The 13,809-nt window shown below is 65.2% G+C and carries 18 protein-coding genes and 1 tRNA gene; 7 read left to right on the forward strand and 12 right to left on the reverse strand.

Translation table 11 applies throughout. From position 1 onward, the window contains the following. Positions 1-76: 76 nt before the first annotated feature. Together ACTHLF_RS17075 and ACTHLF_RS17080 are read right to left on the reverse strand one after the other, a co-directional pair. Positions 77-835: an MBL fold metallo-hydrolase gene (locus ACTHLF_RS17075; RefSeq protein WP_440328828.1), complete on the reverse strand. Its 759-nt coding sequence runs from the start codon at positions 833-835 to the stop codon at positions 77-79. Then, positions 832-1,557, reverse strand: a complete 726-nt coding sequence (locus ACTHLF_RS17080; protein ID WP_440328830.1) for a 3-deoxy-D-manno-octulosonic acid kinase — start codon at positions 1,555-1,557, stop codon at positions 832-834. The genes ACTHLF_RS17075 and ACTHLF_RS17080 overlap by 4 nt, the downstream gene beginning before the upstream one ends. 132 nt (positions 1,558-1,689) lie before the next feature. On the opposite strand from ACTHLF_RS17080, the gene ACTHLF_RS17085 reads away from it, so the two are divergent. Then, positions 1,690-2,682: a glycosyltransferase family 9 protein gene (locus ACTHLF_RS17085; RefSeq protein ID WP_440328831.1), complete on the forward strand. Its 993-nt coding sequence runs from the start codon at positions 1,690-1,692 to the stop codon at positions 2,680-2,682. Here ACTHLF_RS17085 and ACTHLF_RS17090 read toward each other — a convergent pair whose 3' ends face one another. Together ACTHLF_RS17090 and ACTHLF_RS17095 are read right to left on the reverse strand one after the other, a co-directional pair. Continuing rightward, positions 2,683-3,093: a DUF6165 family protein gene (locus ACTHLF_RS17090; RefSeq protein WP_440328833.1), complete on the reverse strand. Its 411-nt coding sequence runs from the start codon at positions 3,091-3,093 to the stop codon at positions 2,683-2,685. It abuts the gene before it with no gap. A 50-nt stretch (positions 3,094-3,143) separates the two neighbouring features. Further along, entirely contained in the window at positions 3,144-4,427 is a 1,284-nt protein-coding gene (locus ACTHLF_RS17095; RefSeq protein ID WP_440328835.1) for an Nramp family divalent metal transporter, read from the reverse strand. Positions 4,428-4,581: 154 nt separating this feature from the next. Between ACTHLF_RS17095 and ACTHLF_RS17100 the strand changes: the two genes are divergently transcribed. Continuing rightward, on the forward strand, positions 4,582-4,989 hold the full coding sequence (locus tag ACTHLF_RS17100) for a hypothetical protein (protein WP_440328837.1): 408 nt from the start codon (positions 4,582-4,584) through the stop codon (positions 4,987-4,989). Between the two features lie 10 nt (positions 4,990-4,999). Here the strand turns inward: ACTHLF_RS17100 and ACTHLF_RS17105 are convergent, their stop codons facing one another. After that, a complete protein-coding gene (locus ACTHLF_RS17105; protein WP_440328839.1) occupies positions 5,000-5,665 on the reverse strand; it encodes a class I SAM-dependent methyltransferase in 666 nt (221 codons plus the stop codon). A gap of 183 nt (positions 5,666-5,848) precedes the next feature. Between ACTHLF_RS17105 and ACTHLF_RS17110 the strand changes: the two genes are divergently transcribed. Continuing rightward, entirely contained in the window at positions 5,849-6,091 is a 243-nt protein-coding gene (locus ACTHLF_RS17110; protein WP_440328841.1) for a hypothetical protein, read from the forward strand. Between the two features lie 109 nt (positions 6,092-6,200). Here the strand turns inward: ACTHLF_RS17110 and ACTHLF_RS17115 are convergent, their stop codons facing one another. Continuing rightward, complete coding sequence (locus tag ACTHLF_RS17115) at positions 6,201-6,890, reverse strand: hypothetical protein (RefSeq protein WP_440328843.1); 690 nt, start codon at positions 6,888-6,890, stop codon at positions 6,201-6,203. Beyond that, positions 6,887-7,375, reverse strand: a complete 489-nt coding sequence (locus ACTHLF_RS17120) for a hypothetical protein (RefSeq protein ID WP_440328845.1) — start codon at positions 7,373-7,375, stop codon at positions 6,887-6,889. The genes ACTHLF_RS17115 and ACTHLF_RS17120 overlap by 4 nt, the downstream gene beginning before the upstream one ends. 269 nt (positions 7,376-7,644) lie before the next feature. On the opposite strand from ACTHLF_RS17120, the gene ACTHLF_RS17125 reads away from it, so the two are divergent. Next, entirely contained in the window at positions 7,645-7,929 is a 285-nt protein-coding gene (locus tag ACTHLF_RS17125) for a hypothetical protein (RefSeq protein WP_440328847.1), read from the forward strand. Here the strand turns inward: ACTHLF_RS17125 and ACTHLF_RS17130 are convergent. Together ACTHLF_RS17130 and ACTHLF_RS17135 are read right to left on the reverse strand one after the other, a co-directional pair. Beyond that, a complete protein-coding gene (locus ACTHLF_RS17130) occupies positions 7,926-8,795 on the reverse strand; it encodes a S1 family peptidase (protein ID WP_440328849.1) in 870 nt (289 codons plus the stop codon). The two genes, ACTHLF_RS17125 and ACTHLF_RS17130, sit on opposite strands and share 4 nt — an antisense overlap. 104 nt (positions 8,796-8,899) lie before the next feature. Beyond that, a tRNA-Ser gene (locus ACTHLF_RS17135) sits at positions 8,900-8,989 on the reverse strand. A 145-nt stretch (positions 8,990-9,134) separates the two neighbouring features. Here ACTHLF_RS17135 and ACTHLF_RS17140 point away from each other — a divergent pair. Then, positions 9,135-9,842, forward strand: a complete 708-nt coding sequence (locus ACTHLF_RS17140; RefSeq protein WP_440328851.1) for a PP2C family protein-serine/threonine phosphatase — start codon at positions 9,135-9,137, stop codon at positions 9,840-9,842. 93 nt (positions 9,843-9,935) lie between these two features. On the opposite strand, the gene dnaQ is transcribed toward ACTHLF_RS17140, so the two are convergent. Genes dnaQ through ACTHLF_RS17155 form a run of 3 tightly spaced genes read right to left on the reverse strand, consistent with a single transcriptional unit; the run spans position 9,936 to position 11,814 of the window. Beyond that, positions 9,936-10,661: a DNA polymerase III subunit epsilon gene (dnaQ, locus tag ACTHLF_RS17145; RefSeq protein ID WP_440328853.1), complete on the reverse strand. Its 726-nt coding sequence runs from the start codon at positions 10,659-10,661 to the stop codon at positions 9,936-9,938. Beyond that, positions 10,658-11,113 carry a ribonuclease HI gene (rnhA, locus tag ACTHLF_RS17150; RefSeq protein ID WP_440328854.1) on the reverse strand — a complete coding sequence of 152 codons (456 nt, stop codon included), beginning with the start codon at positions 11,111-11,113 and terminating at the stop codon, positions 10,658-10,660. The genes dnaQ and rnhA overlap by 4 nt, the downstream gene beginning before the upstream one ends. 8 nt (positions 11,114-11,121) lie before the next feature. Beyond that, entirely contained in the window at positions 11,122-11,814 is a 693-nt protein-coding gene (locus tag ACTHLF_RS17155) for a methyltransferase domain-containing protein (protein ID WP_440328856.1), read from the reverse strand. Positions 11,815-11,982: 168 nt separating this feature from the next. Here ACTHLF_RS17155 and gloB point away from each other — a divergent pair, with 168 nt between their 5' ends. Both gloB and ACTHLF_RS17165 read left to right on the forward strand, forming a co-directional pair. Then, the gene (gene gloB / locus ACTHLF_RS17160) at positions 11,983-12,750 is read left to right on the forward strand and encodes a hydroxyacylglutathione hydrolase (RefSeq protein ID WP_440328858.1); all 768 of its coding nucleotides are present in this window, start codon (positions 11,983-11,985) and stop codon (positions 12,748-12,750) included. Beyond that, the coding region (locus ACTHLF_RS17165) for a lytic transglycosylase domain-containing protein (protein ID WP_440328860.1) at positions 12,747-13,809 on the forward strand (1,063 nt) is incomplete at its 3' end. The genes gloB and ACTHLF_RS17165, both read left to right, overlap by 4 nt.

Consider the following 13,809-nt stretch of genomic DNA (forward strand, 5'->3'; position numbering starts at 1 on the left):
GGTACATCCTCTTCCCCGGCGTCCTGTCCGGCAAAGAAGCGGAAGGATAACGGCATGCGCCGCCCCGCACAAGCGCCTACCCCGCGGTGGGGCGCACCGGAGCGGGCTCGGGGAGGGGCAGGCGCTCGCCTGGGCGGGCCACGCGATAGCCCCGCGCCACCAGCGTCTCGCCGTCGGCGACACTGCCGTAGTGGTACAGCGCCATGCGTGCGCGGAGCTCGCTCGCATATTCACGTTCGAGGTCATCGACGCCTGTATGCGAGGGGTTGCCAACCACGCCGCAGTCATGGGCGATCAACTCGCCGGAGGCACCGTGGAGCGCGAGTGCCTCGGGGACTGGCCGGGTATCGCCGGTAAAGACGAAGCTGCCGCGCAGCGCCAGCCCGAACGATGTGCCCTGCACGTGGTGGCGGGTGGGGAAAACGTCGAACCAGAGGCCCTCGTGCCAGAAACCACGGGTGCACGGGACCAGGTGGAAGGCCTCCCAGTAGTTCACACCGCCCTCGGCCAGGGCACCCGGATAATCGGCCACCCTGCCCTGCAGCCACGGCAGCAGCGCGGCGTGGAGGTACACCTTCGTTCGGCCGCGCAGTGCTTCATCGAACCACAGGCGGAAGAACAGCCGCTCCATGCCCGCGACGTGGTCCATGTGGGTGTGGGTGATGTACAGCGCGGCGGGCGGCGCGCCGTAGGTTTCCATATAGCGGTCCAGCGTGTCCGGCCCGCAATCGACCAGCAGCAACGGGCTCCCGTCCCGCTCCAGCACCACGGCGGAAGAACCGAGCTCCACCGCGTGGGCCGCGCCGGCCCCGAGGAATCGAAGGTCGTAGGTCACGCGCGGAATCCCTCTTCGTAAGCCTGGACCACGGCGGGCCAAAGCACTTCATCGAACATGTCGCCACCCTCGCGAGCACCCACCTTCACCAGCGAGCGCTTCAACCTGGCGAGGTTGGCCCGGCGCCAACGCGCCGATGGCCGGCGCAGGCGGCCGCGATCGAAATCGATCAGGTACAGGCCGTCGCCGTTCACCAGGATGTTGTGGGCGTTGAGGTCCGCGTGCCATGCGCCCTCCCGATGGAAACGCGCCACGAGCTCACCGACCCGGCGCGCCAGCGCTTCATTGAAAGCGCCATCGGCCACGCGTTCGGCCAGCGTGCGCGCCTCGGGGATACGCAGCGTGATCAGATCGGCGCGGTACGCCAGTCCATGCCGCACGTGCCTGGCGGCCAAGGGCGCCGGAACCGGGAGGCCACGGCGGGCCAGCTCCGCCAGCAGGCGGAACTCCCGGCTGCTCCGGGTGCGTTCGGCACCCGTGAAGAGGTAGCTGTCGCCGAGCAACGCGGCCACCATGCCGCCACGCCGATAATGGCGCAGCACCGCCTCGCCCGCCGGCGTATCTATAATGGCGACGCCACCACGCCCGCCGGCCTGCGCGCGCAGCGCGCCCTGCCTGGCCCAGGCGTCCGGCGTGAACCAGTCATCATCGACTTGAGCTGCGCGGGCCGCGTCGAACAGAATCGTGCCGCCCGCGGCCTCCATTACTCGTTGGTCTGTCATCTGAAGGGCCGCCCGCCGGGCGGCCACCTATCCGGTAACCCGATCGTGTCCAGTCTAGCAAGCCGCCCCCTCCCGTCGGGAGATTCCAGCCTCTGCATCCTGCGGACATCCGCCATCGGGGACGTGACGCACGTGGTGCCGATCATCCGCACCCTGCAGGCGGCGACGCCGCAGACCCGGCTCACCTGGATCGTGGGCAAGCTGGAGCAGAAGCTCGTGGGCGACCTGCCCGGCGTGGAGTTCGTCCTGTTCGACAAGGGCAAGGGCCGCGACGGCGTGCGCGCGGTGCGCGAGGCCCTGGCCGGCCGGCGCTTCGATGCGCTGCTGCATATGCAGGTCGCTCTACGGTCCAACCTGTTGAGCCTTTCGGTGAAGGCCGACCGGCGCATCGGCTACGACCGGGCCCGGTCCAAGGACCTGCATGGGCTCTTCGTCAACGAGCGCATCCCCGCACGCACCGGTGAGCACGTGCTCGACGCCATGGCCAGCTTCATCGAGCCGCTCGGCCTGAAGCAGACCGAGGTTCGCTGGGATATCCCCGTGCCGGACGAGGCGCACGCATGGGCGGCCGAACAGCTGCCGGGTGATGCGCCGACCTTGCTGGTCAGCCCCATGTCGAGCCATACGGTGCGCAACTGGCGCGTCGATCGCTATGCCGCCGTCATCGACCATGCCATGGCCCGCGGCATGCGCGTAGCCCTCGTGGGCGGCCCCTCGCCCGCCGAACGCGAACTGGCCGACCAGATCCTCGGTGCGGTAAAGGTTCCGCCCATGGACCTCACCGGCAAGGACACGCTGAAGCGTTTCATGGCGCTGCTTGGCCGGACGAGCATGATCCTGACGCCGGATTCCGGCCCCATGCATATGGCCAACGCGGCCGGCACCAAGGTGCTCGGCCTGCATGCGGCGAGCAACCCGCATCGCTCGGGGCCGTACTCCGACCGACGCTGGTGCGTGGACAAGTACGACGCGGCGTCGCGGAAGTTCTTCGGCAAGCCTGCCGCGGAGATCCCCTGGGGCACCAAGATCGAGAAGCCCGGTGTCATGGATCTCGTCGAGGTGCCGGAGATGATCGATCGCTTCGAGGCCTGCGCCGATTTCCTCAGGATTCCCTTGCGGGGATGATCAGAACGACTTCGGCTTCGCGCCGTAGTCCTTGTACGACTTCTCTTCCACCAGGGTGGAGCCGAGCTTCAGGTTGATCTCGCGCTTCACCGCGGCACGCTCATCGTTCTCGAAATAGACGGAACGGGCGAGCTGGATGAAATCGTTATCGAACTCCTGCGCCTTTTCCTTCACGCGGATGCGGTCTTCGATATCCCACAGGCGCTTGTTCACCGCCAGCAGCCGGCCAGTCTCATCGGTGATGTCGGTCTGGGAGGCGGCGTGGTTCTTCCAGGTCGCATCCAGCAGTTCGAGCTCATTGCGGACGTTGGCCAGCTTGGCCTCGTCCTTGATCTCCTGCAGCTTGATCTGAAGGATGGTCATCTTGTCGATAAGCTCGCCGTAAGACACCGGGGTTTCGATCAGGCTCATGGGGCGCTCTCCGTCAGGTCAGGCGCGGGAGGTTAGCAGTTTTGGCCGGGCTACAGCGACACGAGCCCGAACGTATCCAGCAAGAGGACGACGTTGAGCGCGAGCACAACCAGCGCCGAGATCACGGCCAGCACGGTCGTCGCCGCGCTTACCCGGAATGCCCCCATGATCCGCCGGCGGGCCGAGAACCACACCAGTGCGATCATCGGGAACGGGAGGGCGATGCTCAGCGCCACCTGGCTCAGCACCAGTGCCCGCGTCGCATCGACGCCTGCGGCGACCACGGCGAAACTGGGCACCATGGTGACCGCCCGCCGCAGCCATAGCGGGATCCGGAAATCCACGAAGCCCTGCATGATCATCTGCCCGGCCATGGTTCCGACCACGGAGCTCGAAAATCCCGAAGCGATCAGTGAAACGAGAAAAATCGTCGCTGCCGCACCGCCGAGCAAGGGCACGAGGGTCTGGTAAGCGGTCTCGATTTTCGCGACATCGGGGTGTCCACCATGGAAGGCGCTGGCCGCCATGACCACCATGGCGAGATTGATCAGGCCGGCGACCGCGAGCGCCAGCACGACCTCCAGGTTGGACAGGCGGATGATCCGCTGCCGTTCCACATCGTTGCCTGCCCTCACCCTTCGCTCGGTCAGGCCGGAATGCAGGAACAGCGCGTGCGGCATCACCGTCGCGCCGATGATGCCCACGGCCAGCGCCACCGCCATGCCGTCCGGCAGGTCCGGCTTGAATACGTGCAGGCCGACGGCCGCCCAATCGACCGGCGCGATAAACAACTCGACAAGGTAAGACAGGCCGACCACGCCAACGAGCGCGCCGATGGTGAGTTCAAGCCGCCGCGCGCCCTGCCCTTCGAGCAGGAGCAGGAGGTACGTGACGATGCCAGTGATGACCATGCCCGCGAGCAGGGGCATGTGGAACAGGAGGGCAAGGCCGATCGCCCCACCGAGGAATTCCGCCAGGTCGGTCGCCATGGCGGCCAGTTCACTGACGACCCACATGACCCAGACCAGCGGCCGTGGCAGGTGCTGTCGACATAGCTGGGCGAGATTGGAGCCCGTCACGATGCCGATCCGGGCGGAGAGGCTCTGGAACAGCATCGCGACGAGATTGGCCAGGACGACCACCCACAGCAAGGCGTATCCGTAGCGCGCACCGGCCTGGATGTTGGTCGCGAAGTTACCGGGATCGATGTAGGCGACCGACACGACCACCGCCGGGCCGGCGAACGGCGCCAGCGCGGCCAGCCCGCGGCGCCGGCCGTGCAGTACCTCCTGCATCACCCTGGCATCGCGTGCCTGCCTGACGTCTTGTTTCACCCGGTCGCCTGCGTATACGCACATCGCGTTCACGGGCATTACAGCCCCGGGAGCGTGCAAGGCGCGTGGAAAACCCTGCCGGCCACCCGACGGGCGAGGCTTCGCAAGCCATCGACGCGGCCGGGCTTATACGTGCAGTCCGCCAGGAGCCGCCATGACCACGATCACCCGCCATATCCCCCGGATCGCCGGGTTCCACGCCGCCCACCAGGACGACATTGGCTTCTGCATCCTGGCCGAACTGGATACCGCGCCCGGCGAGCGCTGGCTCGCGCATTTCGCCGGCCGCTGCGACGAGACGTTTTCGAGGCACACCTCACCCGACATCCGCTGGGTCGAAGGCCGGATCTGGTTCCGCGTACCATCGGAAGACCTTGTGGCGGAATACGCACGCCTGATCGTCGAAGCGGTAAACGCCGCCGGGCACGACGAGGCAGAAGAGCAGGAACGAGAAGTCGAACGCGCGCGCGTCCTGTCGCAGAAGACCCACGATCTTGATGCCCTGCTCAATAGCGTCAACGCTGCCCTTCCGGGGTGGATGGAAGGGCAGCGCACCGCCTGAGGCGCTTGCCTCAGGGCGAAGGGCTTCTAGCACTGAACAACGCGACGCAACCCACGGTATCGACGCGCACGTCGTTGAACCGGCTGGCCAGCGCAAGGCGCAGGTCATCCAGCGAATCGCGTGCGTTACCGAAGATGCCCTTCTTGTTATAGAACTCCATGAGCTTCACCGCCGCGCTCGTGCGCGGCACGCCCTGGGCGAGGATGGTGGCGCCGAACAAGGTGCCACCCGGCGCCAGCAGCGGGATGAGGTGGTCGAAGACCACGGCCTTCTGGCGGATGTCGCCCGCCAGGCAGTGCAGGAGATACGTCACGCCGATCGAACCGTACGTCGCATCGTGTCCTTCGATCGGCCTGAGCACATCCACCACGTGCGTATCAGGCGAATAGCGTTCGACGCGGCGCGCTGCGGCCGCGAGTGAGTTCGGGTTGAGATCCATCAGGGTCAGGCGCGGCTCTGGCGGAAAGCGGCAGTGATCCATGTACCAGCCCGTGCCTACGCCGACGTCGAGATGCGACGCCGAGACGTGCTGGTTATACAGATCGAGGATGCGCGAGGTCGGGCAGCGCCACACCAGGGGATTGGAGATCCGGAGGACCAGGGTGTCGTAGATGGCGAGGGTGCCGGGCGAATAGACGGACTGGCTGTCGTAAGCCTTGGAGGACTGGGCGGGCATGGGGGCGTGGGGGCTTTCGTCGTGGGGTGGGGATCAGGGAGCCTCGCATGATGACGCCGCAGTGCACCATGCCGATTGCCGAAAATGTGCTTCACGTCCGTTTCCGGCGCCCTCTTGGCGGGCACGCTAAAGCCCGGGCCATCTCCGCCGATGTGCTCTGTACAGTCAGGGAATCCACCTCCGATGCCGGTCCAGCACGCTCGCCATCAGAACTTGCGCAAGGTCCTCGCCCAGCTCGAGCGCGAGGGGATCGAGGGCTATGCCGACCAGGCGGAGCACCTTGGCAATGTCACGGCCGGAAAACTCGCGGCCATGGACCAGGGCGCGCCGATCGACGTGCTCTTCTCCGAACACGTCGAATGGGTTCTCCACCGCCGACGCGGGTGGATGGACGAACTGCACGAAGACGACCCGCTCGAAGCCTGACGCCTGCTGTAGGGGCGCGCTTGCGCGCGATCAACGCCTCCCGCTGATGCGACGTAAGGCTTAGAGGGGGTTACGGGGCGACATATGACAGTTGAGACTGCGGCGCTGGCTAGAATCGGGCGTAGAACGACGGCGTGTCCATACGCCGCAACAACTCGATAGTGCCGCCCTTCGCCTGATACTCATAAGTGTCGGCCATGACCTGCTCCTCAACCAGACCGGCTGCGTGCTGGAACGGCATCCATCCCCAGGAACTGGCCGGGCTCGTGCTCTCCACCTGCTTAAGCAGGGACACAAAACGCGTTGAGCGATCGATGGTCATGTCGAGCTTGTCGTAATGGCGCCCTTTCGTGTTGAATGCGTTTTTCCCCTTGGGATCGAGGACCTCAACCGCAAGCTCGTTGAAATCCTTCGCCAGTCGGACCAGTTCGCGATCACCATTCACAGATTCCTCGAGCCATATGCGAGAGCGCTCATCCAGCGCGTCTCCGACAACCACGAGCCGACCCTGATCGAGCTTCAGGTCGTACGGAGCGTCGGCAATATCTGGCCGGATCGTACGCATTCGTGACGTGACCAGGTCGAGCCGCTTCCCGAATGCTTCCAGCGTTGTCCCGAGATGCCACGCATTGGTCGTGTGATAGTCCGTTCCCGTCGATGCATACCAAGAATCATCCAAGGTGTACTCGACGGCACTTACCGGATCGCTTGCGGTTTCACCACCCTTCGCCGGTCGTGAGACGTTTGCTGGTGACGACATCACAGAAGGCAGGACCGAGCTTCCAACGCCTCCGATCATGGCCGATTTCCTCTGTAGATCTCTTTGCATACGTGCACGAATTCGACGAGCTTCTTTTCGCCAGCAAAGATTGCCGCCTTCACATACGTCACGTCCCAATACTCGGGACGATTGGAAATTCGATGAACACTGATCGGCCCCTGGATGTAGGGCGATCGACAATCTGAGAACGTCAGACGTCCCGAAAACGCCCCGTCGGCACCGGTCACACCAGTGAGGCGACCGACGATCGTGTTGAAGCCATTACCGGGACCGGCATCCCGGGTCGATAAATTCACCGTGACTCCGGGCACCCGAACCATGCGGCCAGCCTCATCAAAAAGCTGCACGGTGAGGTCTATCTCACGCGCCGCAGTCGCTCCACCAGGCGCCAGGTGTGTGATCCGCTCCTTGCTCTGGAACGACGTAATCTCCGGACGCGGCGATGCGGCCCACGCGCTTCCTGCGGCGATCCAGAACACAAACACACTTGCCACGCGTTTCATTGCCCACCTCCAGCCTCGCGGAATGTGGGACCAAGGTTAGGCAAAGCCGCTAAATTTCGTGCCGCGAGGGGCGCCCGATTTCACGTAGGCCTTCTGCACCTGACATTGAGAGGGAATGCTTACAGCATGTCATCCACGGCAAGGCCGATGGGCGCCTACGCCGACCGTCGACACACGCTGACTTGCATGCAGCGGTGCGTTGCCTATCATCAGACGCAAGACCAACCGCCCAAGCGCCACACACTGAAGTGAACGTACGCACCAACATCTTGGAACGTATCGCCCAGGTCGAAGCCATCCTCCCGACGCTCGCTACCAAGGCGGATATCGGCGAAGTGCGGGCGGATCTCCACAAGGCCATCGCAACGACCAATGCCTGGATGATCGCGACGGTGATCAGTCTGTTCCTGGGCTTCTCGGGCCTATTCCTGACCGTCAATTCTGCATCGCGCGCATCCAGCACCTCGCCCGCTGCGTCATCGGCGACACCACCGATGATCATCCAGGTGCCCGCCTATGTGCATGCGGGCGGTACGCGGTCACCTCAGCACTAACGCACGCTAAGCCCGGGCTTCTTCGCGGATGCCGACATCACGCTGTTTATCCATAGAACGTAACGCGAGACGCGCACGGCATACACGATGACGCCGTAAAGACCTTCGACGAACGGCCGGTCCGGCGTCCACATCTTCCAGAATGGGTGATCCTTTGGATACCTGCTCCAGGAAGCCAGTCCGATAAGTTGCTTCGCACTTCCTTCCCCGACGAACAACGGACCACCGCTGTCACCACTTCCGGTGATCGCTTCGAGTGGTAGTGCGGAAGGAGCTGCATCGAACCGATACCAGACATAGCGCTCATCAGCCCCCAGGATCACATTGAAGCCGCGGTGCAGAACGGTGCGGTGCGAGCTGCCAGGATCCTGGCCCCTGGCACCATCGCCGGTGGCTCCCTTTCCCATGAGCGCCGCCGTCATACCGACCTCAGCGTCTCCTCGATAAAGCGGCACCGGTGCTATGTCGGTCACCGGCGATTCGAGTTCGATCAGTGCTATGTCATTGGAAGAAGCGAGGAACGCAGAAATCCTGGAAAGGTCGCCCGATTTGAGCGCCTCATCGACCAGGGCGCCGGGCAGTTTCTGGTAGCCCGGATAAATGATGACGCGCTTGATCCTGCGCGCGACGCCGCCAATCGAGACGTCAGTATCCATGCCCTGCATCTGCATGGGCGCTGCATGTGCGGCGGTGACGACCCACGTCGGCGCGATGAGAACACCGTGCCCCTCCCCGGGCAGGTCCGCCAGTGCGGGGAACGACGACGCGGGAACGCGATACTTCGCGTCATCGACGTCCGCCCGGGTGATGACGGCGCCAGCCGCGCTCGCGACCACCCACAGGCAAAAGACAAGAGTCCACTTCATGCTTCCATCCCCATCGTGCCATTCCATGCGGCGACCGACCCGGCCCCCTAAACGAAAAACGCCCAGCGATCTCTCGATCTCTGGGCGTTCAACGATACAGATAATGGCGGAGAGGGTGGGATTCGAACCCACGGTACGCTTGCACGTACGCCTGATTTCGAGTCAGGTACATTCGACCACTCTGCCACCTCTCCGCAGGGTCGACGGCGGGCTGTGGGGCCTGCCGAGTCGGCAATGATAATGGGTCCTCAGCGCCGTGACAACAGGCTTTTGATGGGGCATGCTCGCGGGGCATAGGGACCGCTTCCGGCGGCCCTCCTCCAGCAGTCCAAGGCCCCCATGATCGAGTTCGGACACGGCACGCATACTGGCCTCCGCCGCCTGCGCAACGAAGACACCTACTACGCCGATGCGAGCCTGGGCCTGTTCCTCGTGGTCGATGGCATGGGTGGCCACCAGCACGGCGAGGTGGCCTCAGCCATGGCCCGTGATGGCGTCGTGGCGCAGGTGACTGCCGGGCAATCCCTGGTCGACGCGATCCAGCGGGTGAACGAGGCGCTGATCGCCCGCTCGGGTGGGCTGAAGGATGCGCGGCCGATGGGCACCACGATTGCCGCGATCCGCGTATCCGGCCGGGCCTACGAGGCAGCATGGGTCGGCGATAGCCGCATCTATCGCTGGGCCGATGGGGAGATGCAGCGGCTTTCGCATGACCATTCGATCGTCGAGGCCCTCGTTGAGGCCGGCGAGCTGACCGAGACCCAGGCACGCAACCATCCCCAGCGGAGTGTCCTCACCCAGGCGCTGGGGATCACGGCGCCCGACCAGCTACACATCGGCCTGGCGCGTGGAGAACTTCCTTCGGGCGCGCGGCTGCTGCTCTGTACGGACGGCCTGACGGATGAAGTCGCTGATGAGCGCATTGCGCAGATCGTCGCGCGTACGGACATCGCGGCGCAGGAATGCGTGGATCACCTTGTGCTCGAAGCGCTTGCTGGCACCGGGCGGGACAATATCACCGCGATCCTGGTGCGCGCCGGGGGCTGATCGCGGGGCCACCCGCGCCCCCAAACCCCCGGCGGGGCGGGCCCCCCCGGGTGGGGCGGCGGGGCGCGCGCTTGCCCGCGATCCCAGCGGACCTCAGTGGACCGTTTCTTCAGACTCGAGCGAGCGCCAGATGCTCTGCCCGCCAACGGCCTTGTCCAGCGCATCAAGCCGCTTCGCATGCAGTGCGAGCTCATCATCCGATGCGCGCAGCACGACGGGGCGGCGGCTGATCACGATATCGCCGAGCACGTCCGTCGCGGCGCTGGCGGCGCCGGCGTCGAAGACGAAATCCAGGCCGACCTGGCCCGAGGTCATTGCGATATACACGTCCGCCAGCAGCTGGGCGTCGAGCAGGCCGCCGTGCAGGTCGCGATGCGTGTTATCGATACCGAGGCGCTTGCACAACGCATCGAGGCTGTTGCGCTGGCCGGGATACATCGTCCGCGCCATGGCCAACGTATCGAGCACGGTGGCGTGATCCGTCACGGTGCCGTACTGCGGACCGAGGCGGGCCAGTTCGGCGTTGATGAAGCCCACGTCGAACGCCGCGTTCTGGATGATCAGCTCCGCGCCCTTGATATAGGCGAGGAACTCTTCGACCTTGTCGCGAAAGAACGGCTTATCAAGCAGGAATGCGTCCTCGATGCCGGTGACCGCGCGGGCGCCTTCGTCGATCGCACGCTCCGGGTTGAGGTACGTGTGGAAATGGTTGCCGCTCGGGCGGCGGCCGATCAGCTCCACCGCGCCGATTTCGATCAGGCGATGGCCAAGATGCGCTTCGAGGCCGGTGGTTTCGGTATCGAGGACGATCTGCCTCATGCCACCCTCCCCTTTTCCTTGAACAGAATGGCCTGGTCACGCGCGGCCACATCGACCCGCTCGTTTTCCTCGTGACCGTTGTGACCCTTCACCCACTCCCACGTGACCGTGTGCGGCTGGGTCGCGGCATCGAGTCGAACCCACAGGTCCTGGTTCTTCACCGGCTTCTTGTCGGCGGTCATCCAGCCGTTGCGGCGCCACTTGGGCACCCATTCCTGCAGCCCCTGCATGACGTATTTCGAATCGGTCATGAGGTGCACCTTGCACGGCCGGTTCAGTGCCTCGAGCGCGGAAATCGCGCCCATCAGCTCCATGCGGTTGTTCGTCGTGTCGGCTTCGCCACCGGAGAGCATTTTCTCAATGCCCTTCGCACGCAGGAGGGCCGCCCAGCCGCCGGGTCCGGGGTTACCCAGGCAGGCGCCGTCGGTAAAGGCTTCAACAAGATCGGTCATGGAACTCTTCAGCTGATGTGTTCACGGGCGTGGCGCCGTGCGCCGGAGGCGAAGGTGCCGGGCACGGGCGCGGGCACCACGGCGGCGCGGGGCCGCAAGGGTACAGCCGCCGGCCGTTTTTTGCGCGCCACGAGCAGATAGCCACCGCCGATCAGTGACCCGCCAATAGCGGTGCCACCGGCGCGCGGCCAGGCACTGCCGAGCCGCCGCGGCATGGATAGCTCGAAATCGTCCCGGACGAGGCGCTGGCTCCACCACCACGGCCAGGTCAGTCGGGGCCGGACGCCGCAGCTCTGCCTGGCCACCCAGGGCGACCAGAGGCCCAGCGGATGGATCCCGGCGATGGCGATCATGCCGCCCGGCTCGAGCACGCGGATGGCTTCGTCCAGCAGGGTGTCCTGGCGCGCCGTGGTCTCCAGGGCGTGGCGAAGGAGCACCACCCCGAAAGCCTCATCCGCGAACGGTAGCGGCTCGAGGCCGCTGGCCAGCACGTCGCCCTCCAGGCGGGCGCCGGTGACGCGTACGGTCGCCCAGTGGCCCAGCAGCGGAATCGCAGGGGTCTCGGCGTCCAGCGCGGCGGTCAGGTGGAGTCCGTGTTCGCCAGTGCACCGGTTCAAAAGCGGCGTGAGCAGGCGGTTCTCGTCCGCAAGCAGTTTGCGGACGTGCGGCGTCGCATAGATGTCGGAGACCGGGCCAGCCATAGGTGGTCAGTGTAGTGAGGTTGAACAGCCACCGCACGGGTTAACGAGTCGCTAACGAGTGCAAAATACCCGGCTGATATAGTCCGGCCGCCCCTGCCCCGCCACCCTGGCGGGCAGGCGGCCAAACCACGGGTGTTCGCGCCCTATCGACGTCACGGAGTCCGCCCGATGCACTGGGTTCCCGTCGCGGCCTTGAGCGACAACTACATCTGGCTGGTCGCCGATGACGAGGGCAATGCTTTCGTCGTGGATCCCGGTGAAGCCGCCCCCGTCGAAGCCGCGCTGAAAGCGCGTGGCTGGACGCTGCGTGCCATCCTGCTCACCCACCACCACAACGACCACATCGGTGGCGTGTTCGACCTGGTGCGCGACCACGATGTCGAGGTGTATGCGCCACTGGATACGCGCATTCATTACAAGACCCAGATCGTGGGCGAAGGCGACAGCATCCAGCTGGATTTGCCGCGCGCCACGTTTCAGGTGCTCAAGGTCCCGGGCCATACGAAGACCCACATCGCCTACGCGGGCGAAGGCTTCCTCTTCTGCGGCGACACGCTTTTCAGCGTCGGCTGCGGCCGCCTCTTCGAAGGCACCGCCGAGCAGATGCTCGCCGCGATGGACAAGTTCAGCCACCTGCCGCCGGAGACCCTGGTCTGCTGTGCGCATGAATACACCGCGGCCACTATCCGTTTCGCGCTGAGCGTCGATCCGGATAACGGCCCCCTGCGCCACCGTCGGGACGAGGTGGCGCGCCTGCGCGAGGAGGGCAAGCCCAGCGTGCCCAGCCGCCTCGCCGACGAGCTCGCCACCAACCCCTTCCTGCGCGTGGACAGCGAGGCGATCGCCCGCTGGACCGAGGCCCATGGCAAGGAACACGCCACGCGGGTGGAGCGCTTTGCTGCGCTCCGCTCGGCCAAGGACACCTTCGCCGCATGAACGCACTGGTCCGCCGGCTGTTGCCGACCCTCATCCCGCTGGCGCTGACCGCCTGCGCTGGCACGACACCCCGCCCGGTGGCTCCGGTCGCGCCGCTGCCCGCACCGCCCGTGGTGGATTCGATGCCGGACGTGAACATGTCGCCGAAGCTGGCCCGGCCTGCGCCGCCGGCGGATTTCTGGGGCGAGATGCGCGACAGCTTCGCGATGCCTGGCTGCGAGGCGGACCCACAAGTCATGGCGTGGGCCCGCACGTATACGAAGATGCCCAACCGCTTCGAGCAGCAGGTCAACGAAGTGTTGCCGCTCATCGTGTACGCGCACAAATCCGCGATGAAGCACAGCGTGGCGGGTGAATTCGCGCTGCTGCCGTGGGTGGAAAGCCAGTACCGCCACGTGCCCGGCGTGAAGAATCGCCCGGCCGGCATGTGGCAGATCATGCCGCAGACGGCGCGCACGCTTGGCCTGCGCGTGGACAAGAATTACGACGAACGCCTGGACATCACCAAGTCCACCGAGTCGGTCATGTCGATGATGCGTCGCTACTACGACGATCTCGGTGACTGGCGCCTGGTGGATGTCGCTTACAACGCCGGTGAGTTCGGCCTGAAGAAAACGATCGACAAACACGGTGGGCCGTCGGGTGACGATGGTCTGCCGGATGTGCCGATGAAGGCGAATACGAAGGAACACCTGGTCAAGCTCATGGCCATGGCGTGCATCATCCGCGACCCGGCGCGTTTCAACGTCCAGCTCCCGAAGCAGGATCGTGACGATGCGTTGCAGGTGGTGAAAGTCGATAACCCGCAATCGCTGGCACAGGCTGCAAAGCAGTCGGGCCTGTCGATGAATGATCTGCGCGACTTCAATCCGGCCTACCGGACGACCAAGGGCACGATCACCAACACGCTGCTGCTGCCGAAGTCGGCCGCGGACCAGTACAAGCTCGGCCCGGTGGATCCTGTGGCGGATGTGCAGGCCGCCGGTGATGACGACGACGGCGATGCCGCGCCGGCAAAAGCGACGAAGGCCTCGAAGAAGTCTAAGACGGTGGCGAAGG

The sequence above is a fragment of the Luteibacter sp. genome (genome assembly GCF_051958795.1).
Taxonomy (GTDB): domain Bacteria; phylum Pseudomonadota; class Gammaproteobacteria; order Xanthomonadales; family Rhodanobacteraceae; genus Luteibacter.